Raw genomic sequence first — 24,848 nt, forward strand, 5'->3', positions numbered from 1 at the left:
CGCCACGCGCACGACCTGAGCGCCACGGTCTCGGCATCCGCCCGCGACCGGATCGGCGGACGGGCGGCGGGCATCCTGGGCGGCGTCCGCACCCGGTCGGCGGACAGGCGGGGGCCGGGCGGCCCTTGGCGGAGACGGAAGCGCGGGAGCCGGTGACTGGATGCATGAACGTTCCGCCACCTGTGCCGGGCAATGCGCAGCTCGACGCGGCGGCGTGAGGCCACGGCCAGGTTTGATACCAGAGCCTGCCCCGCTATTGCACCATCGGCATACCGGCGGGTCGGTGGCTTCCGCGAATTCTCCTGTGCGCCCGGCCGGCAGTGGCCCGTCGTCGACGAGGGACGGTTCGACATGTCGGTCGCCGGTCCGGGGGTGTGCTCACATCCGTTCGGGCGCCGAGACCCCTAGCAGCCGCAGCCCGTTGCGCAGCACCAGCCTGCTGGCCTCGGTGAGCCACAGCCGGGCCCGGGTGCGGTCGTCCGGCTCCTCACCTGCCCGCGGCAGGACGCGGCAGGCGTCGTAGAAGCGGTGGTACGTGCCGGACAGCGCCTCCAGGTAGTGCGCCACCCGGTGCGGCTCGCGCAGTGTGGCGGCGGTGGCCACAACCTGCGGGAACTCGGCCAGCATGCCCAGCAGACCGGTCTCCCGCTCGTGGGTGAGCTGGGAGGGGGCGAAGTCCTCCGGTGTGCCCTTCCCGATCCCGGCTTCCTCCGCCCTGCGCTGCACGGCGCACAGCCGGGTGTGCGCGTACTGGACGTAGTAGACGGGGTTGTCGTTCGACTGCCGGGTGAGCAGGTCGATATCGAGGTCGATCATCGCGTCCACGCTGGCCCGCGCGAGCGCGTACCGAGCGGCGTCCACGCCGACCGCCTCGACCAGATCGTCCAGGGTGAGGACCGTGCCCGCCCGCTTGCTCATCCGGACCGGCGCCCCGTCCTTGACCAGATTGACCAGCTGACCGATCAGGATCTCCAGATGCGTGTCCGGATCGTCACCGAAGCAGGCCGCCATGGCCCGCATCCGGCCCACATAGCCCGCGTGGTCGGCGCCGAGCATGATGACGACCCGTTCGAAGCCCCGGGACCGCTTGTTCAGGTAGTACGCGCAGTCCGCGGTGAAGTACGTCCAGGAACCGTCGCTCTTCACCAGCACCCGGTCCTTGTCGTCACCGAAGTCCGTGGTGCGCAGCCACATCGCGCCCTCGTGCTCGAAGACATGACCGCCCTCCCGCAGGCGGGCGACGGCGGCGTCCAGGTCGCCCTGGTCGTGCAGGTCCTTCTCGTTGAAGTAGACGTCGAAGCGGGTACCGAACGCGGCGAGCGACGCCTTGATCTCGTCGAACATCAGTGCCGTGCCCACCGCCCGGAATGCGGCGAGGGCCTGGGACTCCGGCAGCGTCAGGACGTCGGGGCGCCGGCGCAGCACCGCGGCGGCGATCTCCGCGATGTACGTGCCGCTGTAGCCGTCCTCGGGTACCGGTGAGCCCTGTGCCGAGGCGAACAGCGAGCGGGCGAACCGGTCGATCTGCACACCGGCGTCGTTGAAGTAGTACTCCCGCGAGACGTCCGCACCCGCTGTCTCGAGCAGCCGGGCAAGCACATCGCCCACGACCGCCCACCGGGCCCCGCCGATGTGCACCGGTCCGGTGGGGTTCGCCGAGACGAACTCCAGATTGAGCCGAAGGCCCCCGAGCCGGTCCGTACGGCCATAGGTGTCACCGGCCAGGACGATGTCGCGTGCCAGGGAGCCGATCGCCGCGCTCTCCAACGTGATGTTCAGGAATCCGGGGCCCGCGACCTCTGCCTTCGCCACTCCGTCGGCCGCGCCCACCAACGGGGCCAGCACCTCGGCGACGGCGCGTGCGGGCAGGCCCGCGGAGGCGGCGAGTTGCATGGCGACATTGGTCGAGTAATCGCCATGGCTTCGGTGGCGCGGGCGCTCCACGTGGATCTCCCGTGGTGCCTCTCCCGGGATACGTCCGGACTGGATGGCCTGGTGCACGCCATCGGAAATGACGGCCGCGAGATCTACTGGAGTCACGCAGGTGACGGTACCGGGACGAACGCCGCGGAAGACAGCGAATATGCGGGCGGTCTGCTGCTCCCTGCGCCGGCCGAAGCCCGCGGATAGCGCCAACAGGTCCATACGACGATCGCGGCGGCCACCTTACGAGAAGGTCGCCGCCGCTCCCCCGTTTGTCCCCCGTCGGCCGTGCCGACGCGCGGCTTTCGGTCCTTACCAGCCCTTGGTCACGCGGTAGGCCTTCAGGGATCCACAGTTCGATCCGTACGTCCAGGTCGACTGGTTCTCGATGCCCCCGGCCCAGTCCACGCACTTACCGCGCCCGTCGCCGTACACCGGGCCCGCGTACGAGGTGTACGCGCCGCCGTCCTCGGCCGACTCGTCGGCGCCCTGAACGTACAGGTAGGCGAACATCGGAACCGCCTTGCCCGTGGTGTTCCGTACGGTGACCACGCAGTTCTTGCCCTTGGCGGAGTTGTAGGTGAGGAAGACGGTGCCCTTGGAACCGATGGGTGCCGAGTTCACCACCTTGTACCCGCTGCCGCACACCCCGTTGTACGCGGCCGTGGCGGCGGCCGATGCCTGCGGCGTCAGGGCCACGGTGCCCGCGATGGCGGTGGCGAGCACCGCGGTGGCGGCCATACGGCGAGAAAGATTCATTTGTCCCCCTTAATGATTCTTCATGGGCGTAGGCGCTGTTTGCGTCTGCCTAGGGAGACATGTTGGGGTCGCGGATGGTTGTACTGCATTGCGCGACTGCTTCCGGCGGCCGTTGAACGCCCGGTCCGGGCTTCCCGTATGCGACGGGACGGGCGGCGCGCCCGTCCCGTCGCACCGAGTCGGAGGGCCGTACCGGATGACCTCGTATCGCACCGCCGCCGTGGGCGCTCTTCTCGGGGCCCTCCCCTGTCTGTTCACGGCGCTGGCCGCGCAGCCCGCCCAGGCGCACGGGGCGCCGACGGACCCGGTGAGCCGGACGTTCGCCTGCTCCCCCGACGGCGGGGGCGCGGCGCGGTCGGCGGCGTGCCGGGCGGCTCGGGCCGCCAATGGCCCGGAGGCGGCGGACTGGGACAACCTGCGTATCGCGGGGGTGGCGGGCGAGGACCGGGAGCGGGTCCCGGACGGGAAGCTGTGCAGCGGGGGTCTGGAGGCGTACCGGGGGCTGGATCTGGCACGCGCCGACTGGCCGTCGACGCGGCTGCCGGCCGGGGCCGAACTCACGCTCACCTACCGGTCGACGATCCCGCACACGGGGACCTTCGAGCTGTATCTCACCAAGGAGGGCTACGCTCCCGCGCGGCCGCTGAAGTGGTCGGACCTGGAGGCGAAGCCGTTCGCCACCGCCAAGGACCCCGCGCTGGTCGACGACGCGTACCGCATCAAGGCCACACTGCCCGCCGACCGGACCGGCCGTCAGCTGCTCTATACGATCTGGCGGAACACCAGCACCCCGGACACCTACTACTCCTGTTCTGATGTGGTGCTGGGCGCTGCGGCCCCCTCGTCGGATGCCCCCTCGTCGGAAGCCGCCAACCCGCCGTCTCGCGCCGCCGCTCCGCCGTCCCGGGACCCCGCGGCGGCCTCCCGCGCCACCTCTGCCAACCCCGCCACGTCCGGCACGTCCGCCACCTCCGAGGAGGACGACGGCGACAGCACTCCGGTACTGCTCGCCGGTGGTGCGTCCGTGCTGGTGCTCGGCGTGGGTGTCGCCGCCACCCTACGGCGGCGACGCCCGAGCCGCTGACGGGCCACTGTCACCGGTAGCCGTGGCGGGCCGTGACGTGGCGCGGGTAGTAACGCTCGTCGGGCGCGGGCCGGTACTCCTTCCAGCGCGGGGTGTCGCCGGTGGGCTGGTCGCCGAGGACGGTCACCCGCTGGCCCCTGCGGGGTTCGGTGTAGTCGTTGACGGCCAGGTGCTGGGTGGCGCGGTTGTCCCACATCGCGACGGCGCCGGGCTGCCAGCGGTAGCGGCAATTGAACCGGGGCGACTCGGAGTGCTCGAAGAGGTACTGCAGCAGGGCGTCGCTCTCCGGGCGGCTGAGCTGCGGGATGTGCGAGGTCCACATGCGGGTGACGTACAGGGAGCGCCTGCCGGTCTCGGGGTGGATCCGCACCACCGGGTGTTCCGCGGAGTGCTCGCCGGTCTGCGGTGTGTTGAGGACATGGACGGCGGTGAGGCCGTCGAGGAGTTCGCGCATCGGCTCGGAGAGCGTCTCGTAGACCAGGTACTGGTTGCTCCACATGGTGTCGCCGCCGGAGACGGGACACACCTGCAGATGGAGGATGGAGGCGACCGGCGGATTGGGCTGGAAGGTCACGTCGATATGCCACTCATCGGCCTTGGCGCCCTGATCCGCGTCCAGGACGACGATCTCGGGATGGCCCTCGACCTTGGGCAGGAACGGATGCACCTCCAGCTCCCCCAGCCGCCGTCCCAGGGCGATATGCGCCTGTGGGGTGAGGTGTTCCTGGTCCGGGAAGAAGACCACGAGGTGCTTGAGCAGCAACTCGTGGATGCGCTCGAAGAGTTCATCGGTGAGCTCGGTCAGATCGACACCGCGGATCTCCGCGCCGAGTGCTCCGGAGACGGGGGTCACCATCAATTCGGAAGTGGACATGCGGTACACCGTCCTCACATGGGTTGCGGTCGGCCGGCCGGGGCGGTCGGCACTCGGTGGGCGCGCGGATCGGGGAGGAGACCGAGTTGCTGCAGCCGGTCCAGCGGGGTCAGCGGGCGCGGGCCGAGGCCCGACATGTTGTGGGTGACGGTGTGCAGCAGCCGGGGGTTGGCGCCGGTGTGACGGACGGCCCGGCGCCCGAGCATCCGGCCGCGCCACGACAGATCGGTGACCATCCGCGCCGCGTTGCCGCTGGTCCTGGCCGCCTGGGTGAGCAGGGGCAGCTGCCGCTCGTGGTAGTCGCGCAGCGCGGCGTCCACCGCCGCGGCCGACATCCCGCCCGTACGCTCCAGATGTCCCGACAGCCGCTCGGCGAGGGCACCGGCGCTGGTGATGGCGGTGTTCATGCCCTGCGCCGCCATCGGATGAACGGCGTACGCGGCCTCGCCGACGAGCGCCAGTCCGCGGCCGGACAGCCGGGGCGACAGCAGCCGTCCGACGGGCAGCGTCTGGCGGCTGTCGAGATGGGCGAGCAGGGACGCGGTCAGCGGCTCCAGGGCGGGCACCTGGGACAGCGCCCGGGCGGCCCAGTCGGCAAGTCCCCCATGTGCCGTGACGCCGCGCAGCTCATCGGGCCCGGCCTGGAGGTAGAGCCGCAACCGGCCGCCCGGCAGCGGATAGAGCAGGCGCAGCCCCCGGTCGGTGACATACGCGGAGAAGTCGTCGGCCCGCGCGGCCGCCTCGGCGTCGCCGATGTCGAAGGAGACCAGCCGGTGCGGATAGTCGGCCCGCTTGGCCTCGATGCCCGCCCAGGACCGCAGCCGTGAGGAGATGCCGTCGGCGGCGACCACGAGTGGCGCCCGCTGCTCGTAGACCCTGCCGCCTTCGGCCAGCCGCAGTCCGGTGATCCGGCCGGAGTCGTCGCGCAGTGGCGCCTCCGCGCGGACACCCCGGCGCAGTTCGACACCCGGCCCGAGGCTCTCGGCCAGAGCGGCGAGGATGGCGGTGTGGTCATGGGCCAGCAACCACTGGTCGGGGGCGGGCAGTTGGCCGTAGTCGAGGGACATCAGCGCGGTGCCCCGCGGATCGCGGACGACCAGCCGTCCGAGCCGGACCGCACCCTGCGCGTCGAGCCGCTTCTCCACGCCCCAGGAGCGCAGCAGGCGCAGCGCACCCGGCTGAAGCACCTCTCCCTTGGCGATCGGACGGACCTTCGGCTGCTTGTCGACCACCAGGACGTCCAGTCCGAGGTCGCCGAGCGCGCGGGCCGCGGCGAGACCGCCGACGCCCGCTCCGCACACGAGCACATCGGGGCTCATTTCCGGCCTCCTTCGCCGGTACCGGGGGCGCCGGTGCCGGGGGCGCCGGTGCCGGGGGCGCCGGTGGTCGGGCCGGTCGTGCCGATGGCTTCCGCCGCTTCCGCGGAGCGGTAGTGGGCGAGGGCCCGCAGCGCCAGGCCCGCCGCGATGCCGTCGTCGGCGTAGCGGGCACAGCCGCGGACGTACTCGTTGACCGGGCCCGGCGTCCAGCCGCCGTCCGCCCGCTGGGCGTCCACGAGCCATCGGGCCGCCGCCGCGGGGGCCGGGTCGGCGGGGCTCAGCCCGGCGGCGAGCAGCCCGCGCAGCGCCCAGGCGGTCTCCTCGACGGTGCCCGGCCGGGTGCCCTCGCCCGTGCTCCACGAGCCGTCGGGGTGCCGGGTGCGCAGCAGCCAGTCCCTGGCCCGGGCCGCCGCGCGGTGGTGTTCCCCGGTGCGGCCCGCCCGGCTGAGCGCCTCCAGCGCAGCGGCGGTGCCGGGGGTGCCGCCGCGGTACCACATGGCCTCGAACGATCCGTCGGGGCGCTGCCGGCCGAGCAGCCAGCGCACGGCCTTGGCGACGCGCGGGTCGTCGGCCCCGGCCCCGGAGTCGAGCAGGGCGCCCACGACCTTGGCGGTCATCTGGGGGCAGGGCCCGAAGCCGCCGGGTTTGCTGTTCCGTACGGCCAGGCTCCAGGACCCGGCCGCGTCCTGGGTGGCGGTCAGCCACGCCAGCCCGGCGCGGACGTGGCGGTCGTCCGCGCCGCCGGGCAGCTTCAGCAGGATGGCACTGGACTCGGCGGTCTCCAGGGCCATCGGCCAGCTACGGGGGCTGGAGAACCCCCAGTAGCCGGCCGGGCAGCCGAGGGCGTCGAACGGCTCGGGCTGCTGGTGGCGGTGGAGCATCTCGCGGGTGCCGATCAGCTGCGGGTCCTCGGCGTGACCGGCCTCGATCAGCGCGGCGGTGGCGAAGTTCGTCCAGGTCACATCGAGCGGCATCAGATCCCAGGAGCCGTCGGGGTTCGCCGCCGAGCGGAGCCAGCGGGCGGCGGCGCGCACCAGGTCGGGCGCCTGGCCGGAGCGGGCGAGGCCCAGGCAGATGAGTCCGGTGAGCCAGGGGTCGGTGCTGAACCCGCCGGTGGCGCCCTCGCGTTCGTACGCGTCATGGATGATCGCCAGGGCCCTCGGCCGGGCCAGCCGGTCCAGAACGCGGCCGGCCGGGCCGCGGCGGCGGTGTGCGGACTGGGCGAGCGCCTGACTCGCGTAGATGGGCAGCCGCAGGCTCAGCAGGCGGCGGCTGAGGCCGGGGAAGAGCAGCAGTTCCAGGGGGAGCCGTCGCTGGGCGCCCTCGTGGGGCAGTCCGGCGAAGGTGTGGAACTGGCGGATGAGGGCGGTCATCGCGGGTTCCGGGACGGCCCCGGAGCCGCCGAGCTCGTCGAACCGGGCCCGTGCGGCGTGTACGGCCGACGCCGCCCGGCGGGGGGCGAGCAGGTGGAGTGCCGCGGCGGCGAGCGCGGTGGTGAGGGGTTCGGTGGGCACCCCGCGCATGGCCCAGCCGCCGTCGTCCCGCTGGGTCTCGCACAGCCAGGTGACACCGCGCTCAATGGCCTCGGCCGAACCCTCCGGATCGGCGAAGTGGAGTGCGGTGAGGGCCCCGGCGGTGTTCAGCGGGGAGGCGTGGTGCGCGCCGAAGACGAAGGCGCCGTCGTCGCGCCGGTGGGCGAGGAGCGCCTCGGTACCGGCGGTGACGGCCGTGCCGACGCTCTCGGTCAAGGCGGAAGCGGGCATGGGAGCGGACCCTTCTGCTGGTGGCGCGCGGTGTTTCAGGGGCGTGGATCGGGGAGGGTGGGCCCGCCGTCGGCCAGGGGGGCGGGAAACTCATGCCGGGACCGCATCCGGCTCTGGGTGATGACGCTGACCGTGAGGAGCGGCGTCAGCAGCGCCAGGGCGAGTGCCGCACCGGCGCCCGCGGCCACCACCGCCGCGGCCAGCACCAGGCGTTCGGCGACCAGGACGGCGTGGGCGCGCAGCGCCAGCGCGGGGGCGAGGTGCCCCGGTGACCGCAGCAGCAGCCCGAAGGCGCCCGCGCCGCACAGCGCCGCGGCGGACAGCAGCACGAGATAGCCGGCCGTGTCCTTGGGCACCAGCCCGGTGGCGGCGCAGGCCACGGCCACGGCGGCCAGATACAGCGCGGCCGCGGTGTGGGTGGCGCGCCGGACGCCCTGGCGGACCGGCACGGTGGCGTAGCCGCCCTCGCGGTCGCCGTCGACGTCGCGGAGCGTGCCGACGAGGTTGGACGCGGTGTCATGGGCCAGGAAGACCAGGGCGAAGGGCAGCGCGCGCCACGGTGGCCACGGCTGGACGGCCATCGCGCCGAAGAGCACGGTGAGCGCGGTCAGCACGCCCCGTATGAGATTGCCCGACAGGCCACGTCCCTTGAGCACCCGGCTGTAGGCCACGATGCCCGCCATGGCGGCGACGGCCACGGCCACGGCGCGCCAGTTGGCCCACACGGCCAGGGCGGCCACGGCGATGGCGCAGCCGATGCCCGTGGCCACGGCGGCTCGTGGGCTCAACCGGCCGGAGGGGATGGGGCGTTGGGGCTTGCTGAGCGCGTCGAGGTCACGGTCGAAGTAGTCGCCGAGATAGTGGCCGGCGAGCCAGCCGAGGGTCGGCGCGGCCCAGGCCACCAGCAACTGCCCCGTGGTGGCGTGCGATCCGGCGAGGGTGGCTCCGGCGAGGCCGACCAGCCCCGGATACCACAGGGTGTACGGGCGCCAGGTCTGCAAATGGGCCAGGAGTGCCGTGCGCGGGGCCGCCACGGCGTCACCGGTCCCGGCTGACCGACAGATCGGCCACCGCCGCGAGCACGGCGGTGGCCCGGGAGCGGGGCAGCTCCGCCAGACAGGACGTGGCCCGGCCGGCCTGGGCGGTGGCCTGGTCCCGCGCGGCGTCGAGCGCGCCGGTCGTCTCCAGCAGTTCGTGCACCGTCCGCAGCGCGTCGGCGGCGGGCAGGGCGCCGCCGAGCGCCGCCTCCAGCCGGGCGCGGCCCCGGGCGCCGGCCATGGCGTGGCAGAGCAGAACGGGGAAGGTGGGCCGGGCGGCCGCGATGTCGCTGAGGGCGGACTTGCCGGTGGTGCGGGGGTCGCTGGTGTACGGCAGCAGGTCGTCGTGCATCTGGAAGGCCAGCCCCAGATGTTCGGCGTACGCGGTGAGCGCGTGCTGCTGGGCGGGCGTTCCGCCGCCCAGGATCGCCCCGCCCCGGCAGGCGGCCCTGAACAGCGCCCCGGTCTTCAGGAAGCTCATGGTGAGATACCGGTCGAGTCCGCAACCGAGGTCGCCGCGGAGTTCACCCTCCATCGCCTGGCCGCGGCACAGGTCGACGCCCGCCCGGGCGAAGACCCGGACGGCGGCGAGGACCCGGCCCGGCGGCAGTCCGCCGGCCTCTTCGGCGCCGTCGGTGAGCACACCGAACATGCCCAGCATCAGGGCGTCCCCGGTGACGATGGCGTCAGCGGTGCCGTAGCGCGCCACGACGGACGGACGGCCGCGCCGCATCGCGTCGCCGTCGATGACGTCGTCGTGGACGAGGGATCCCACATGGAGGTACTCCACGCTCAGCGCGGCCGGGACGACGGCGGGTCCGCCACCGCCCACCGCCTCGGCCGACTCCATGAGCAGCAGTGGGCGCAGCAGCTTCCCGGCCGGGAGCAGGGCGTACCGGGAGATCCGGTGGAGGCGTTCGGCCTCCGGCGGCCAGCGCCGGTCGAGTTCGCGCAGCAGGAGCTCCATGGTCGGCGCGGCCTCCGCCAGCGGGTCGGCCACATCGGTGACCGCGACGTCGGGCGGGGTCATACGGCCGCCTCCCGGTACTTCCCGGCGAGTTCCGCGAACGCCTGGTTGGCGGCGGGCTCGGCGACGGTCACCCGTACCCCTTCGCCCGGTTTGCCGCAGACCACCACGCCGTGGTCCGCGCAGAACTGGGTGAAGCGCTCCACCCCGGAGGTCATCGGCAGCCACAGGAAGTTGCCCTGGCTCGCGGGCGCCTCCCAGCCCTGGTCGAGCAGGGTCCGGTGGAGCCGGTCGCGCTCCTCGGCGGTCTCGGCGCACTGCCGGAGCACCTGCTCCTGGGCACCGAGCGCGGCGATGGCGGCCTCCTGCGCCACGGCGCTCACCCGGTAGTAGGGCAGCACCGAGCGGAGCGGGGCGAGCACGGGCTCATGCGCCACGAGATAGCCGACCCGCAGGCTGAGCAGCCCGTACGACTTGGAGAACGTCCGCACCACACAGACCCGTTCATCGGCGCGGTGCAGGGCGATGCCGTCGGCGACGGCGCCGAGGTCGGGGTCGGCGAAGTCCCGGTACGCCTCGTCGATGACGACGGTGACATGCGCGGGGAGCCGGTCGAGGAAGCGCAGGATCCGCTCCTGGTCCAGCGCGGTGCCGGTGGGGTTGTTGGGGGTGCACAGCAGGACCATGCGGGTGCGGTCGGTGACGGCGTCGGCCATCGCCTTCAGATCGTGGTCGTATCCGGTGAGCGGCACCCGGACGGTGGTGGATCCGGCGTTGGCCGCCATCATCGGGTACGCCTCCCACGAGGGCCAGGCGTGCACCGTGTCCGTATCCGGTCCGGTGAGGGTGGAGAACAGCTGCTGGAGCAGCGCACCGGAACCCGGCCCGGCCAGCACATGTTCCGGGAGCACTCCCAGATGTGCGGCGAGGGCCTGACAGAGCCCGGCGCCGAGGGCATCCAGGGTACGGTGGGCGGTCCGCGCGGTGCGCAGGACGGCGTCCACCACTTCGGGGAGCGGGGGGTGAACGGTTTCGTTGAGCGACATCTGGTGGAAGGGATTGTTCTCCGCGACCACCGGAGTCATGCGATTCCAGCCATCATGCATCGGGCACCATCCATCCATTCCAGCGGGGGATTCGGGCGGAGGGAGGCAAGTCACCGCGCCCGGGCCCCTTTGCCGGTCCGGCCGGATCGGTGGGGAGGAAACCGTCGTGGGCGGGCTGTGACCGTACGGGCAGCCAGTGCGGGTGGGGCCATGTCCGATCGGTCAGTTCAATGAGCGAGTGCGGGCGAAATCCGTCACCATGATTTTGACGGTCTATCGATCACGCGTCCAATTAAAGTCTTACGGGAATTGATAAACGATTTTTATCGTCCTGTAGTGATCGATCTTCGCCAGCTCACCGTACTCGCAGAGGTCTGTCGCGCCGGCTCGTACAGCGCCGCGGCGGACCGCCTCGGTTACACCCAACCGGCCATCAGCTATCACATGCGCGCGCTGGAACGTGCCGTGGGCGTGCCGCTCACGGTCAAGGCGGGACGGGGGGTACGGCTCACGCCCGCGGGCCACAGACTCGCCGAGCGCGCCCAGGACGTGCTGGCCGGGCTGCGGGATGTGGAGAACGAGTTCGAGGCGCTCGCCGCGCGCACCCGTGGCCGGGTGCGGCTGTCCTCGGTGCAGAGCGTCTGTGTCGCCGTGCTGCCGGCGGCGCTGGCCAGACTGGGCGCCTCACGTATCGAGGTGGAGGTGGAGCTGGGCCAGACCGACTCCCATGACGCGCACCGGCTGCTGGACGCGGGCGAGACCGATCTGGCGATCGTCGCCGACGATGAGACGGGAGACGCCTCCGGGACCGCGAACACCCCGCTGTGCCGGGTCCCGCTGCTGGTCGACCGCCGCCATGTGCTGCTGCCGCGGGGCCATGAGCTCGCGGGGCGGCGCAGCGTCCGCCTCGCCGATCTGTCGCGGGAGCGGTGGATTCTGGAGCGGGACCGCGAGCGGCTGCTGCGGCGGTGCGCGGAGGCGGGGTTCGAGCCCCGGGTGGTGACCACGACCGATGACCAGGCCACGACCCTCGGCCTGGTGGGGGACGGGGTGGGCATCGCCCTGATGGACGGCCTCGGTCTGCTCCCTCGCCCGGATCCGCGGGTCGAGCCGCGCCCGCTGGACGACTGGCCCCGGCGCCATGTCTGCGCGCTGCTGCGGCCGGAGGCGGCGCGGGTGCCGGCGGTGGCCGCCTTGCTGGAGGCGCTGCGGGCGGTGGCCGTCGAGCAGTCGGGGGAGGTCGCCGAAGCGGCGACGGCCTGACGCCGGAGCTATCTCATCCGCAGCCGGAGCCGGCCCGCCCGTACACCGGAGCTACCTCATCCGCACGCCGGGGCAGCTAGCTCATCCGGCGCCGGCCAGGCTCAGGGCCAGGGCGCCGGGGGCGCAGCTCTCGCGGAGGGCGGCCAGTTCGGCGGGTGGCAGGGTCGCGGCAGCCGTGCCCCGGCGGTCGCCGTCGAGCAGAGCGCTTCCGGCCGCCAGCCACTCGGGGAGGGGTTCCACGCCGAGGTGGTGGGCCAGCCGGGTGAGCTCGCGCTCGGGCGCGTCGAGCAGGCTCTCGTACGACAGGGACATCCGGATCGCGGCGGGGAGCCGGGACAGATGCGCCAGCCCCTCCACGATCGTGTGCGACCACAACCGGCCGAACTCGGCGACGGGTACGGACCGTTCGTACAGCGGACGCAGATCGGCGTCGTCGTCGCCGAGCAGCGCCTCGAGACCGGCCGGAAGGCTCTGGGTGGTCTCGGCGCGCTCCGCCATGAGCTGGATCAGCCGGAATCCGGGGTGGCGGCTCATGGAGAGGGCGCAGTCGGCGCCGTCCCGGTGCAGGTGGACGAACCGGGCCTCGGGAAAGACCTCACGCAGCCGGGGCACCGACCGCAGCGAGTAGCCGGAACGCTCCACCACGGCCCGCCCGCCGAACCGCTCCCCCAGCAGGCCGAACAGCGCCCGGTAGTGATCGGCCACCGGCGCGGCGGGCCGCCGGGACAGCTCCGGCTCCAGCGCGTCGAACAGCGTGTCGGGGTCGTCGGTGAGATGAGGCAGCGTCATCATGCACAGGGCCGGAATGCCACCGCCCGCCACCGAGAACCGCCCCTTGACATGCGGATACCGGTACTCCGGCAACGGGATGCCATCGCGGATGACACGGTTGGCGAACGACCGCGGGGTGGCGAGAATCCGCCAGAACTCCGCCCCGGTCAGCGGCGCCTCGGGAAACGCGTCCGGCTCCAGCGCGGCGATCAGCTCGCTCACGCTCAGCAGATCCGGGTACAGCCGGAGAACACGCGACAGGGCGGTCGAACCGCAGCGTCCGGTCCCCACGACGAAGGTCAGCGGCCGTAACGTCACCCCAGGTGCCCCTTCCGTCTCGACAGCTACCGCCGTTGTCTACCCATCGCCGCCGCCGCGCATCCGCGGCCACTTCCGTCACGGATGGGGTCCGCCGCCACGGATGGGGGCCGCACACGCTCCTGGGGTCGGCTCTGCGTGACCGTACGTTCCACCGGACGGCCACCGCAGGACACACCCCCCACACCGCCGGGCCCGACACTGGGTCCGTCACCGCACCTTCAAGACCTTGGAGGAGCCATGCCCGCACCTGTGTTCAGCCGCCGTCACGGTATGCGCGTCGCGGCCGCGGCGGCCGCCGCGCTTCCGCTCGCCTCCCAGCCGCAGTACGTGGCCACGGCGGTCACCGCCGCCCCGGTCGCCCCCGCCGACGGTCCGCGGCTGGCGGCCATGACCTTCAATCTGCGCTACGCCGGCGACAGCGAGCCCAACTCCTGGAGCCGGCGCCGCCCGGTCATGCGGGAGCTGCTGCGCCGGGCCCGGCCCCATCTGCTGGGCACTCAGGAGGGGCTGTACGGCCAACTGCGCGATATCGCCCATGACCTCGGACAGCGCTACGCGTGGATCGGCACCGGGCGGATGGGTGGCAGCCGCGACGAATTCATGGCCGTCTTCTACGACACCGGGCGGCTCGAGCCCGTGGAGTACGACCACTTCTGGCTCTCCGACACCCCGAATGTGATCGGCTCCAACACCTGGGGCGGGGCCGTGGTCCGGATGGTCACCTGGGTGCGCTTCCACGACCGGCGGACCGGCAAGGAGTTCTACGCCCTCAACACCCATCTGGACCACCGCAGCCAGAACGCCCGTGAGCGCGCCGCCGCTCTGATCACCGAGCGGCTCGGCGGGCTGGACTCCGCGCTCCCCCGCATCGTGACCGGCGACTTCAATGTGGCGGCCCATGGCAACCCGGTCCACGACGCCATGCTGAACGGCGGCACGCTGGTGGACTCGTGGGACACCGCCGAGCGGCGCGGCCCGCTGTACGGGACGTTCCACGGCTTTGGCCCGCTGGTCCCGGACGGCGACCGGATCGACTGGATCCTGACCTCACCCGGTGTGCGCACCCACCAGGCCGTCATCGACACCTACTCCGGAGACGGCCAGTACCCCAGCGACCATCTGCCGGTACGGACCGTCCTGGAACTGTGACGCGGGGCGGCCTCGCCGGATGCCGTGATGCCGTGATGGCGTCGATCCGCTCCCCGCCGGGGGGGGCGGATCCACGGTCGCCGCGCTGTGCGCCCTCCCCGCCGCGTTCGCAGGGCGTGTTCAGCGGCTGGATGCCGCGGCGGAGATCCCCCGCGGCCACAGCAGGGCTGCCGCGGCCAGCAGGGCCACACAGCCCGTGAAGATGAGCCCGGCGGAGCGCAGCCCGACCGCGAGCGACAGCGCCCCCACGCCGATCACCGGAATCGAGATCGCCAGATACATCAGCACGAACAGGGCGGAGGTGACCTCGGCACGCCGGTCGGCCGGGCTGCGCTCCGTCACCACCCGTACGGCGGCGAGGAACGACAGCCCCTGCCCCGTCCCCGCGATCACTGCGCCCAGCACCAGCAGCGCCAGCGACGCGGTCGCCAGCGAGACCGCGATGGCCGCCATACCGGCCACCAGCACCGCGCACCCACCGGGCAGCGACCGCCCCGGGCCCAGCCGCCGCCCCAGCGCCTGCCCGGCGACGGAGGCGGCGAACACGGAGAACACCACGGCGCCGGCCACCGCGAGATTGCTCTCCCCCTCCACCTCGCTCAGGAACGTGGGCGACACCGAGGTGAACAGGCCCAGCGTGGAGAAGCCCGCGAACCCCGCCATGGCCGCGGCCGCGAATGTCGCGCGCATCTCCTTGGGCACCCGCAGCCGCTGCGGCCTCAGCGGCGGGCGCCCCCGGGGCCGTACGGTCTCCGGGAGAGCGAGCACCACGGCGGCGGCCACCGCCACCAGCACCAGGTCCACCACGAACACCAGCTTCAGCGGCGCCGGGGCGTACTGCGCCAGCACGCCCGCCAGCAACGGGCCGACGCCGAGACCGCCCAGGTTGGCCCCGGTCGCGAGGAGGGTGGCGGCACGGCGCCGGCGCTCGGGGGCCAGCTCGATCACCATCACGGTGGCGGTGCCGGTGGCCAGACCGGCGGACAGCCCTGACAGGGTGCGGCCCGTGAACAGCTCCGGCAGTCCGCCGGCGAGGAGAAAGCACACTGCGCTCAGGCCCGACAGCGCCAGCGCGGCCAGCAGGACGGGCCGTCGCCCGATGAAGTCGGACACGCGTCCGAGCAGCAGCAGCGCGACAATGACCCCCGCCGCGTACACCGCGAAGATCACCGTGACCATGAACGAGGAGAAGCCGAACTCCCGCTGGTAGAGCGAGTAGAGCGGGGTGGGCAGCGTCGTACCGCACATCGTGACCACGAAGGCGTAGGCGGCCGCGAGGAACGGCCATCCCCTGTCCACGTCCTCGCGGCTGTCCATACGACCCGATTCCACCACAGATCACCTGTCCGTCAAACGCGGTGGCGCGCCGCCGCCTTCCTGGCGGGTTACGTGCGGTAGAGGGGCAGTACGTCATTCGACCCTGATCGCATGCGGCAGGATGGCACCTCACGCCGGAGCCGTACACATGTACGCCCGGCGCAGCCCGTACAACCCAGGCACGAACAGGTGACGACGTGATCCCACAGAACTCCAGACCGGGGGCCGCACCGACGACCGCGGGCCGCACGGCCGGTTCTGACGCGCTTTCCGGCATAGCGGACGGTGGCCGATGAACCGGGACCTGACGTTGCACGATGTCATCATCGTCGGGGCGGCGCTGGTCTGCGGCGCGGCCGGTGGTGTGCTGTTGCGCGTGGCGCTGCGCTGGCTGGGTGAGCGGGCCCGCTCCACCCGGTGGAGCGGCGACGACATCATCGTCGACACCCTGCGCACACTGGCACCGTGGGCGTCGATGGCCGCCGGTGTCGCCGCCGCGGCCGCCGCGCTGCCGCTGACCCCCACGGTCGGCCATGACGTCAATCAGACGCTGAAGGCCGTGCTGATCCTGGTCAGCACGGTCACGGCGGCGCGGGTGGTGGCCGGTATGGTGCGCTCGCTCGCGCTGTCCCGCTCCGGGGTGGCGGGAACGGCCACCATCTTCGTCAACATCACGCGGATCGCGGTGCTGGCGATGGGCGTGCTGATCCTGCTGGAGACACTGGGTGTCTCGATCGCGCCGCTGCTCACCGCCCTGGGCGTGGGCGGTCTGGCGGTCGCCCTGGCCCTGCAGGACACCCTGGCCAATCTCTTCGCGGGGGTGCACATCCTGGCCTCCAAGACGGTGCAGCCCGGCCACTACATCCGGCTCAGCAGCGGGGAGGAGGGGTATGTGGTCGACATCAACTGGCGCAACACGGCGGTGCGGCAACTGTCGGACAACCTCGTCATCATCCCGAACGCCAAGCTGGGCAACACCATCATGACCAACTTTCACCAGCCCGAGCAGCAGATGTCGGTCATGGTCCAGGCGAGGGTCGGCTACGGAAGCGATCTGGACCATGTCGAGCGGGTGACCATCGAGGTCGCCGGGAAGGTGATGTCCGGCGTCGAGGGCGGGGTCGTCGACCACGAGACGAGCGTGCGCTTCCACACCTTCGGAGAGTCCGGCATCGACTTCTCGGTGTTTCTGCGGGCCCTGGAGTTCAGCGACCAGTACCTCATCAAGCATGAGTTCATGAAGGAGCTGCACCGCCGGTTCCGCGCCGAGGGCATCGAGATCCCGCTGCCCACGCGTACGCTCGTCCTGCCCGACCAGGACCGGCTGACGCTGCCGGACCGTTCGGCGATCTGACGCCGTCAGGGCAGCAGCCGCCGCTCAGTGGCCACCGCCACCGCGCCGGCCCGGGTCTCGACCCCCAATTTCCCGTAGATCCGACCCAGATGGGTCTTGACCGTGGCCTCGCTGATGAACAGGGCCCGGGCGATCTCCCGGTTGCCCAGGCCGCGGGCCAGTTGCCGGAGGATGTCACGCTCCCGCTCGGACAGCGTGGGGCGCGGGCTGCGCATCCGGGCCAGCACCCGGTCCGCGACCGGGGCGGACAGCGCGGTACGGCCGGAGGCGGCGTTCCGGATCGCCGCGAACAACTCCTCCGGCCGCTCGGCCTTGAGCAGATAGCCGGTGGCCCCGGCCTCGATGGCACGGGTGATGTCGGCATCGGTGTCGAACATGGTGAGCACCAGGACACGGGGCGCGGGCGGGTCACCGGAGACCAGTCGCCGGGTGGCGGTCACCCCGTCCATGCCCTCCCCGAGCTGCAGATCCATCAGCACCACATCGGGCCGGAGCCGGGCGGCCATGGCGAGGGCCTCCTCGCCACTGCCCGCCTCGCCGACCACCTCGATGCCGTCGGTGCTGGCCAGCAGCGCCCGCAGACCGGCCCGCACCACGGCGTGGTCGTCGCAGAGCAGCAACCGGATGACGGGGACGGGCGGGAGCGGGCTCGCGGCCGCATCCGCGCTCGCGGCAGGGCCCGAGGACGGGGACGGGATCGGGCTCATGCCGTGGCCTCCACGGGACGGTCGGGGACGAGGGCGGGAAGGGGCTCGAGGGGGATCGCGGCCGAGACGACGGTCCCCTCGCCCGGTGCGGACTCGACGGTGAGTGTGCCGCCCAGCTGCCGTACGCGGACCCGCATGGCCGGCAGCCCGTGTCCACGCGACCGGTCCGCTCCGGGGGCGGGGACGGCGTCGGTGTCGAAGCCACGGCCGTCATCGGCGATGTCCAGACAGATCTGGTCGCCCATGCAGGTCAGGGTGAGCGCGGCCCGGCTCGCCCCGGCGTGCTCCCGCACGTTGGCCAGCGCGCCCTGGGCGATGCGCAGCAGCGCCGCCTCCACTCGCTCGGGCAGCGGCCCGAGGGGTCCGTCGAGGTGGAAGTCCACCGTCTGCCGCGCGCCGCTCTCCCGCTGGGCGAGCGCGCCGAGCGCCTGGGCTAGGGAGCGCTCGACGAGGTCGGCCGGGGCCAGGTCCTGGACGAACCGGCGGGCCTCGGCGAGGCTGCGGGAAGCGATCTCCGCCGCCTCGCGCATATGGCCTCGGGCCGCCTCCGGGTCCGTCTCCCAGGTGCGGTCGGCGGCCTGGAGCAGCATCCGCTGGCTGGACAGGCCCTGGGCGAGGGTGTCATGGATCTCCGAGGAGAGCCGCTGGCGCTCGGCCAGGATTCCCGCCCGCCGCTCGGTCGCGGCCAGATCGCGGCGGGTGCGGACCAGATCGTCGATCAGCACCCGCTGCCGCGCCGACTGGCGCCGCAGATGGATGAGGACGGCGGCGGCCACGGCGGCGATGGCGGGCGGTGCGATCAGCGCGTTGGGGTCGAAGCCGTCGTGCATGAACCGCAGCTTCGAGGCGACGACGAGCGCGGTGAGCACGGCGGCCAAGGGCACCGCGAACCGGGTGGGCAGCGTGTGCAGACCGGTGAAGAACAGCGGCATGGCGCACCATGCGGCGCTCGGCGCGAGGACCAGCAGCGCGACCCAGGCGGCCAGCACCGTTGTCAGCCAGGCCAGATAGCGGCCGGAGGGCCGGCCGTCGGGGCTCGGCGCGGGCGCCGGCCACCGGCCGGGCAGATAGAGCGCGCCGAAGGCCACGAAGAGGGCGACGACCCAGCCGTTCGGCGGGGTGCCGGTGTCCCGGATCAGATAGCGGACCAGCGAGGCGCCCAGCAGCAGGAAGAACGCGATGTGCAGGACCGCCGTCAGCCACCGCTCATCCGGATCGTCCACCCCGTCGGTCCCGGACCGCCCGGACCATGCCGACCACATGCCCGACCACCGCGCCCACCCTGACCGCCCGACCGCTCTGACCGCCGACCGCACCCCGGCCCCTCCCCGCTCTCCCGGTTTCACTCCGAGCCTCTCCGGTTCGCTCCGGATCTCCGTATGCGTTCCGGACCCTCTCCGGCTCTTCCGGGTTCACTCCCTCAGACAGTCCTAACCCGCGGCACCGGACGCCGCATCATCCGATCGGTTGACACGGCGATCACCCGGACCGCCTCCGGACCGGGACCGCTCCGCTGATCCCCGCCGCCGCCACGGCGCCGAGGCTGGTACCGACAACAGCGACGCGGGAAGGCATGGTGCGCCGCGTCCGTACGACGATCACGAGAGAGTCCACATGTCCACGAAGAAACTCAGCGTCAACCGCTCCGCCCTCGGCCACCGGGTCTCCTACGCGCTGCGCCACCCGCAGCGGGTGCCGCGCCATCTGGTCCGCGCCACCCGGGACGCCTGGCTGCGCTACCGCTACCCGGACCACGTCGCGTACTACCGCGCGGTGATGCGGTCCGACACCCGCACCAGCCCGGAAGCGGCGGTCGGCAGCCGCAGCCATGAGCGGTGGCTGGCGCTGGGCGCGATGCAGTTCGACTATCTGCTCGACCACGGTCTGCGACCGGAACACCGGATGCTGGAGATCGGCTGCGGCAATCTGCGGGCGGGCTGGCGCTTCATCAGCCATCTGGAGCCGGGCCACTACTACGGCGTCGACATCTCGCCCGAGATCCTCGCGGCCGCGCAGGACACGCTGGTGCGCCAGGGGCTGCAGGACCGCCGTCCCACCCTCACCCCGGTGCGCGATCTGACGCTGCGTTTCCTGCCCGACGCCCACTTCGACGTGGTGCACGCGCACAGTGTCTTCTCGCATTCGCCACTGCCCGTCATCGAGGAGTGCCTGGCCCATGTCGGCCGCGTCATGGCACCCGGCGGCTGGTTCGACTTCACCTTCGACCGCACCGAGGGTGTCGAACACCAGGTACTGCGGGAGGACTTCTACTACCGCACCGAGACGCTCATCGCGCTGGCGGAGAAACACGGTCTGGCGGCCCGGTTCATGGCGGACTGGGAGGAGTTGCCGCACGGCCAGTCGAAGATCCGCGTCACCCACCGCGAGGGCGCGCGGACGTCCTGACCCGCCGTTCCTCAGCTGGTGCTCCCGCCGCGGTGGCCGACTATTCGGTGACGCAATACCTCAGGCATATGAGGACGTTCAATCGGGCGTTGAGGTTCCACTGGGATCCTGTGACACACTTCATATCGCGGCACAGAGGACAAAGTCGTTGCCAGGGAGTGCCGTAGACTTTTAGTACGTACTGTTGCGTGGTGGATAGACGAATACATGGAGCACCAAGAGGTCACTCATGCAGCCCTTCGTACTGAAGCACGCAATCCCTGCCGAGCGGTCGTCGGACGGTGTTCCCTACGCCTATAACGCCGCCCTGCAGTTGAATGTCCTCTCCGACGGCCGTCCGGCCATCGCCGACCGGGCGGTGCTGTTGGCCACCGGCACGACCACGTCCACAGCTGGTTCGAAGACGCACTTCGACGACTGACCTGCGCATACGTCGATGACAGTACTCATCCTGACGTGTCGCCAGGATGTCACCGCCGACTTGGTGGTGGCAGAGCTGCGCGAACAAGGCGTCCCTCTGGTGCGTTTCGATCCGGCCGACCTTCCGGATCAGGCCGGGCTGTCGGTCGAATTCGATCGCGGTGACTTCACGGGATATCTGTCGACCGAGGGACGCCTCGTCAGCATCCACGGTGTGCGGTCCATCTGGGTGCGCAGGCCGGGGCGGCCCGCGGCCCACGCGACGAATCCATCGGAGTGGCTGACGGCCGAGTGCGGACAGGCGCTCTACGGGATGCTCTACGCGACAACGGCCCGCTGGATGAACCATCCGGCGGCCGCCGAACCGGCCCGGCACAAACCGTTCCAGTTGCGGGTCGCCCAGCACAGCGGTTTCGCCGTGCCCTCGACTCTGGTCACCACCTATCCGCGCGCGGCGCGTGATTTCGCCGTCCAGTGCACGGACATCGTGGTGAAATCCGCGTCCGGTCCGCCGACCACCGATCCGCCGGTCGCACTGCCTACTACCCGTATCCGACCGGACACGGATTTCTCCGATGTCGCGGCCGGGGCGACCCTTCTTCAGCGGTACATTCCCAAAGCGGCCGACATCCGGCTGTTCTGCGTCGGCAGCGAGTTATTCGCCGCGCGCAAGACCGCCGCCTCGGGGCAGGTGGACGGGCGCTATGGGTGTCATGGACACCACTGGGAAGCCGTGGATGTGCCCGCCAGAGTCGTGCGCGCCGTTCATGAGTACATGGCTCTCACCGGTCTCGCCTACGGGGCCTTCGACTTCGCCGAGGACGCCGATGGTCTTTGGTGGTTCCTGGAGTGCAACCAGGGCGGCCAATTCGGCTTTGTCGAGTTGGAGACCGGTCAGCCCATCGCGGCGGCGGTCGCGTCCTGGCTGGCGGCGCCCGGTGCCGCCCACCGGTGACGACCGGGCCCGGAGCACCGTGCCTCCGGGGGCGGCGCGGGTGATCATCGGGACGGGCGTGCGAGGGCGGTCCCGTCCCCGTTCGCGCCGGCCCGGGACGCCCGCGAGCGCCCCCGCGCACAGACCGTGACGGCCGGCTACGCGAAGGGTCGGCGCTGCGCCGGACCGGCCCGTCGGTCGTATGCTGAAGCGAGAGTCCGCGTTACCCAGGGTTTCCCGCCCCTCCCTCAGCGCGGGAGGTTCCGATGACCGTCGCCGACAGCGTCCGCCGCCCGACGGACGCGTGCCGCTATGCGCAGATCGCCGAACACGGTCTGATCGGCGATCTGCGCACCGCCGCGCTCGTCGATACCAGCGGCACCATCGACTGGTACTGCCCGGTCCGGTTCGACGCGCCCAGTGTGTTCGCGTCGATCCTGGACGCCGACCGCGGTGGTTCGTTCCGGCTCACACCGGAGGTGCCCGCCCGGACGAAGCAGTTCTACTTCCCCGACACCAACATCCTCATCACCCGCTTCTTCGCGGACGACGGGGTCGCCGAGGTCCAGGACTTCATGCCGATCGTGGACAACTCGCGCGAGGCGGAACGGCACCGGCTGATCCGCCGGGTGCTGTGCGTGCGCGGATCGCTGCCCTTCACCGCACGGGTGGCGCCCCGCTTCGACTACGCCCGGCAGTCGCATACGGTGCGCGCCGAGGAGGGGCTCACGATCTTCGAGTCCCCGGAGCTGTCGCTGGCACTGACGTCCAGCGTCACCGTGGAGACCGACGGGGCCGATGTGGTCTCCACGTTCAAGCTGGTCGAGGGCGAGGCCGCGGTCTTCGCGCTCGACCGGATCGGCGGCACGGTGCAGCCGCGGCACTGCCCGCAGGCGGAGGCGGAGGAGCTGTTCGACGCCACCGTGTGCTACTGGCGCCGCTGGCTCTCGCAGTCCCGCTACCGGGGGCGGTGGCGGGAGATGGTGCACCGCTCGGCGCTCACCCTCAAGCTGCTCACCTATGCGCCGACCGGCGCCATCGTGGCGGCCCCGACGACCAGCCTGCCCGAGCAGATCGGCGGCGAGCGCAATTGGGACTACCGCTATGTGTGGGTCCGCGATGCCGCGTTCTGCATCTACGCGCTGCTGAGGCTGGGCTTCACCCAGGAGGCCGAGGCGTTCGTGCGGTTCCTGTCCGAGGACATCAACTTCGATGACGGCCCCGGCGGACCGTTGCAGATCATGTACGGCATCGACGGCCGCAGCGAGATCCCCGAGCAGATGCTCCCCCATCTGGAGGGCCATCAGGGCTCCTCCCCGGTCCGGGTCGGCAACGCGGCGGTCCACCAGCTCCAGCTGGACATCTACGGAGCGCTGGTGGACTCCCTCTATCTCTACGACAAGTGGGGGCAGCCGCTGGCCAGCGACCACTGGGACACCGTCAGCGACGCGGTCTGCTGGGTCTGTGACAACTGGGACCAGCCCGATATGAGCGTCTGGGAGACCCGCTCCGGCCCGCAGTACTTCCTGTACTCGCAGCTGATGTGCTGGGTCGCGATCGAGCGGGGGATGCGCATCGCCCGCCACCGCGGCCTGCCCGCGGACATGGCCCGCTGGTCGAAGGCGCGCGATGACATCTACCGCCGGATCATGCGCTCTGGCTGGTCGCCGCGGCGGCGCGCCTTCGTGCAGCGTGAGGGCGAGGAGGTGCTCGACGCCTCGGTGCTGATGATGCCGCTGTCCAAGTTCATCTCCCCCACCGACCCCAAATGGCTGTCCACGCTGGACGCGCTGGGCGAGGAACTGGTGTCCGATTCGCTGGTCTACCGCTACGACCCCAGGGTCAGCCCGGACGGGCTGCGCGGTGAGGAGGGCACCTTCTCGATCTGCTCGTTCTGGTACGTCGAGGCGCTGTCCCGGGCCGGACGGGTGGACGATGCGCGGCTGGCCTTCGAGAAGATGCTCACCTACGCCAATCATGTCGGGCTGTACGCGGAGGAGATCGGCCGCACCGGTGAGCAGATCGGCAACTTCCCGCAGGCGTTCACCCATCTCGCGCTCATCAGCGCCGCGTTCAACCTGGACCGGGCCCTGGGCTGACCCCTCGCCCACGGCGGACCGCTGGATAGAGTGGTCGGCCATGGGAAACGGGGAGGCCGCCGTGCCGGAACACGGCGTCCAGGGCAGCACACAGACCGCATGGCAGGCGCCGAGCGCGATCGAGCGGGAGCTGTACGAGGCGAAGGCCCGCGGCGACTGGTCGGCGTACTTCGATGTGCTGGCGCGCACCGAACTCTTCGTCGCCGATGCGTACTCCCGTCTCCAGGCGCGCCCCGGGACGGTGCTGTTCACCCCGTACTGGTATCCCCAGGTGCAGGCCAACTGCCTGCCCCTCTTCACCGAGGGTATGCTCCCCGCCCCCCATCCGGAGACCGTCTATCTCTCCTACTCCCTGGGGTGGCTCGCCACGGAGTGGGAGCCCGACGATCCGCCGTGGATCGTGGTCAACCCCGGCAGTCCGTGTGAGACGTTCTTCCCGACCTCCCCGGCGCACCGCGCGCTGTGGAGCGGCCACGCCGAGCACGCCGCCGACGGCGAAGGCCGCGCACACGCCCCCATGAAGCTGCGCGGGCTGTGGGTGGGCGGGCCGACACAGGGCCCGGTGGCCCACGGACTGGCCTGCGGGGCGCTGCTGTTCGTCAAGAACGGCGAGCTGTGGAACGCCATGGCCTACCACGGCGGCGGATACACCCGTGAGCGGAGCCGGCTCAAGGAGTGGTGGGGCATCACCGGCCGGGAGGAGTGGCAGCGCATCCAGGAGCTGCTGCTGGGCGCCGAACTGATCAGCGGCGTCTGGGAGTTCGCGCTCGGGGTGCGCCGAACCCTGGCCCTGGACTTCGCCGGCCCGGTCGGGGTGGACCACTGGCGGACGGTGGCCGAGCGGGTGCTGCGGCGCACCGCGGCCGAGGCCGGCGAGGTCCGGATCACCCCCGACGGGGTCACCAAGGCGGAGCCCCGGGACAGCGCGGAGGTGGAGGCGCAGGTGGCGGGCGTGCAGCGGCTCATCGGCCGGATCGCCCGCTATGAGGCCCGGTTCCGTGCGGACGGCCTGCTCGCCGAGGGGAAGTTCGTCCGCACGGTGGAGGCCTGGGACTACGGACGGGCCTCGGGGATGGCCCGCTGGGGGCTCGCCGCACGTTTCTGCTCGCTCGACGAAGCCGAGCGCGCGGTGCTGCGCGCGGGACGGTCGGCGCAGGCCAACTATCGCTCCTGGGAAGAGTTCTCCGCCGCGTACATCCTCGGGCGGTGCCTCCACTTCGACGACGAGGAGTTCGGTGAGTGGTACGAGGACATGCTCACCGCGCATCGCATCCTCACCACCGATCCGGAGAGCCCCTGGCTCACCCTTCCCTGGAAGTGATCCCGGCGGAACCG

Annotated in this window: 21 protein-coding genes; 9 read left to right on the forward strand and 12 right to left on the reverse strand. The window is 71.8% G+C overall.

Features of this window, described 5'->3' with window-relative positions; all coding sequences use genetic code 11:
• Window positions 1-378: 378 nt before the first annotated feature.
• Together argS and AS97_RS03055 are read right to left on the reverse strand one after the other, a co-directional pair.
• Complete coding sequence (gene argS, locus AS97_RS03050) at window positions 379-2,040, reverse strand: arginine--tRNA ligase (RefSeq protein ID WP_210564286.1); 1,662 nt, start codon at window positions 2,038-2,040, stop codon at window positions 379-381.
• 195 nt (window positions 2,041-2,235) lie between these two features.
• On the reverse strand, window positions 2,236-2,682 hold the full coding sequence (locus AS97_RS03055; protein WP_059148309.1) for a hypothetical protein: 447 nt from the start codon (window positions 2,680-2,682) through the stop codon (window positions 2,236-2,238).
• 196 nt (window positions 2,683-2,878) lie between these two features.
• Between AS97_RS03055 and AS97_RS03060 the strand changes: the two genes are divergently transcribed.
• Window positions 2,879-3,766: a lytic polysaccharide monooxygenase gene (locus tag AS97_RS03060; protein ID WP_210564287.1), complete on the forward strand. Its 888-nt coding sequence runs from the start codon at window positions 2,879-2,881 to the stop codon at window positions 3,764-3,766.
• Window positions 3,767-3,776: 10 nt separating this feature from the next.
• Here AS97_RS03060 and AS97_RS03065 read toward each other — a convergent pair whose 3' ends face one another.
• Genes AS97_RS03065 through AS97_RS03090 form a run of 6 tightly spaced genes read right to left on the reverse strand, consistent with a single transcriptional unit; the run spans window position 3,777 to window position 10,811 of the window.
• On the reverse strand, window positions 3,777-4,640 hold the full coding sequence (locus AS97_RS03065) for a TauD/TfdA family dioxygenase (protein ID WP_059148311.1): 864 nt from the start codon (window positions 4,638-4,640) through the stop codon (window positions 3,777-3,779).
• A 14-nt stretch (window positions 4,641-4,654) separates the two neighbouring features.
• Window positions 4,655-5,959: an NAD(P)/FAD-dependent oxidoreductase gene (locus tag AS97_RS03070; RefSeq protein ID WP_059148312.1), complete on the reverse strand. Its 1,305-nt coding sequence runs from the start codon at window positions 5,957-5,959 to the stop codon at window positions 4,655-4,657.
• On the reverse strand, window positions 5,956-7,722 hold the full coding sequence (locus AS97_RS03075; RefSeq protein WP_059148313.1) for a prenyltransferase/squalene oxidase repeat-containing protein: 1,767 nt from the start codon (window positions 7,720-7,722) through the stop codon (window positions 5,956-5,958). Before AS97_RS03075 ends, AS97_RS03070 begins: the two co-directional genes overlap by 4 nt.
• A gap of 35 nt (window positions 7,723-7,757) precedes the next feature.
• Complete coding sequence (locus AS97_RS03080; RefSeq protein ID WP_210564288.1) at window positions 7,758-8,756, reverse strand: UbiA family prenyltransferase; 999 nt, start codon at window positions 8,754-8,756, stop codon at window positions 7,758-7,760.
• 4 nt (window positions 8,757-8,760) lie between these two features.
• Entirely contained in the window at window positions 8,761-9,789 is a 1,029-nt protein-coding gene (locus AS97_RS03085; protein WP_210564289.1) for a polyprenyl synthetase family protein, read from the reverse strand.
• The gene (locus AS97_RS03090) at window positions 9,786-10,811 is read right to left on the reverse strand and encodes an aminotransferase class I/II-fold pyridoxal phosphate-dependent enzyme (protein WP_247204210.1); all 1,026 of its coding nucleotides are present in this window, start codon (window positions 10,809-10,811) and stop codon (window positions 9,786-9,788) included. The genes AS97_RS03085 and AS97_RS03090 overlap by 4 nt, the downstream gene beginning before the upstream one ends.
• Before the next feature lie 297 nt (window positions 10,812-11,108).
• On the opposite strand from AS97_RS03090, the gene AS97_RS03095 reads away from it, so the two are divergent.
• Window positions 11,109-12,035, forward strand: a complete 927-nt coding sequence (locus AS97_RS03095) for a LysR family transcriptional regulator (protein ID WP_059148315.1) — start codon at window positions 11,109-11,111, stop codon at window positions 12,033-12,035.
• An 81-nt stretch (window positions 12,036-12,116) separates the two neighbouring features.
• On the opposite strand, the gene AS97_RS03100 is transcribed toward AS97_RS03095, so the two are convergent.
• Entirely contained in the window at window positions 12,117-13,124 is a 1,008-nt protein-coding gene (locus AS97_RS03100) for a sulfotransferase (RefSeq protein WP_210564291.1), read from the reverse strand.
• Window positions 13,125-13,364: 240 nt separating this feature from the next.
• On the opposite strand from AS97_RS03100, the gene AS97_RS03105 reads away from it, so the two are divergent.
• Window positions 13,365-14,276, forward strand: a complete 912-nt coding sequence (locus AS97_RS03105) for an endonuclease/exonuclease/phosphatase family protein (protein ID WP_059148317.1) — start codon at window positions 13,365-13,367, stop codon at window positions 14,274-14,276.
• Window positions 14,277-14,396: 120 nt separating this feature from the next.
• On the opposite strand, the gene AS97_RS03110 is transcribed toward AS97_RS03105, so the two are convergent.
• On the reverse strand, window positions 14,397-15,593 hold the full coding sequence (locus tag AS97_RS03110) for an MFS transporter (RefSeq protein WP_059148318.1): 1,197 nt from the start codon (window positions 15,591-15,593) through the stop codon (window positions 14,397-14,399).
• A 292-nt stretch (window positions 15,594-15,885) separates the two neighbouring features.
• Here AS97_RS03110 and AS97_RS03115 point away from each other — a divergent pair, with 292 nt between their 5' ends.
• Window positions 15,886-16,947, forward strand: coding sequence for a mechanosensitive ion channel family protein (locus AS97_RS03115; RefSeq protein ID WP_059148319.1), 1,062 nt, complete (start codon window positions 15,886-15,888; stop codon window positions 16,945-16,947).
• Window positions 16,948-16,952: 5 nt separating this feature from the next.
• Here AS97_RS03115 and AS97_RS03120 read toward each other — a convergent pair whose 3' ends face one another.
• Together AS97_RS03120 and AS97_RS03125 are read right to left on the reverse strand one after the other, a co-directional pair.
• Window positions 16,953-17,654: a response regulator transcription factor gene (locus tag AS97_RS03120; RefSeq protein ID WP_247204211.1), complete on the reverse strand. Its 702-nt coding sequence runs from the start codon at window positions 17,652-17,654 to the stop codon at window positions 16,953-16,955.
• Window positions 17,651-18,916, reverse strand: coding sequence for a sensor histidine kinase (locus AS97_RS03125; protein ID WP_059148320.1), 1,266 nt, complete (start codon window positions 18,914-18,916; stop codon window positions 17,651-17,653). The genes AS97_RS03120 and AS97_RS03125 overlap by 4 nt, the downstream gene beginning before the upstream one ends.
• 352 nt (window positions 18,917-19,268) lie before the next feature.
• Between AS97_RS03125 and AS97_RS03130 the strand changes: the two genes are divergently transcribed.
• The 5 genes from AS97_RS03130 (at window position 19,269) to AS97_RS03150 (ending at window position 24,834) form a co-directional block, all read left to right on the forward strand.
• Complete coding sequence (locus AS97_RS03130; RefSeq protein WP_086709917.1) at window positions 19,269-20,060, forward strand: class I SAM-dependent methyltransferase; 792 nt, start codon at window positions 19,269-19,271, stop codon at window positions 20,058-20,060.
• A gap of 229 nt (window positions 20,061-20,289) precedes the next feature.
• Window positions 20,290-20,481 carry a putative ATP-grasp-modified RiPP gene (tgmA, locus tag AS97_RS03135; RefSeq protein WP_059148322.1) on the forward strand — a complete coding sequence of 64 codons (192 nt, stop codon included), beginning with the start codon at window positions 20,290-20,292 and terminating at the stop codon, window positions 20,479-20,481.
• A 15-nt stretch (window positions 20,482-20,496) separates the two neighbouring features.
• Window positions 20,497-21,435 carry an ATP-grasp ribosomal peptide maturase gene (gene tgmB, locus AS97_RS03140; protein WP_059148323.1) on the forward strand — a complete coding sequence of 313 codons (939 nt, stop codon included), beginning with the start codon at window positions 20,497-20,499 and terminating at the stop codon, window positions 21,433-21,435.
• Between the two features lie 245 nt (window positions 21,436-21,680).
• On the forward strand, window positions 21,681-23,513 hold the full coding sequence (locus AS97_RS03145) for a glycoside hydrolase family 15 protein (protein WP_059148324.1): 1,833 nt from the start codon (window positions 21,681-21,683) through the stop codon (window positions 23,511-23,513).
• 40 nt (window positions 23,514-23,553) lie between these two features.
• Window positions 23,554-24,834, forward strand: coding sequence for a DUF1266 domain-containing protein (locus AS97_RS03150; RefSeq protein WP_086709916.1), 1,281 nt, complete (start codon window positions 23,554-23,556; stop codon window positions 24,832-24,834).
• The last annotated feature ends 14 nt before the right edge of the window (window positions 24,835-24,848 follow it).

This window comes from Streptomyces sp. AgN23, assembly GCF_001598115.1.
Classification (GTDB): domain Bacteria; phylum Actinomycetota; class Actinomycetes; order Streptomycetales; family Streptomycetaceae; genus Streptomyces; species Streptomyces antimycoticus.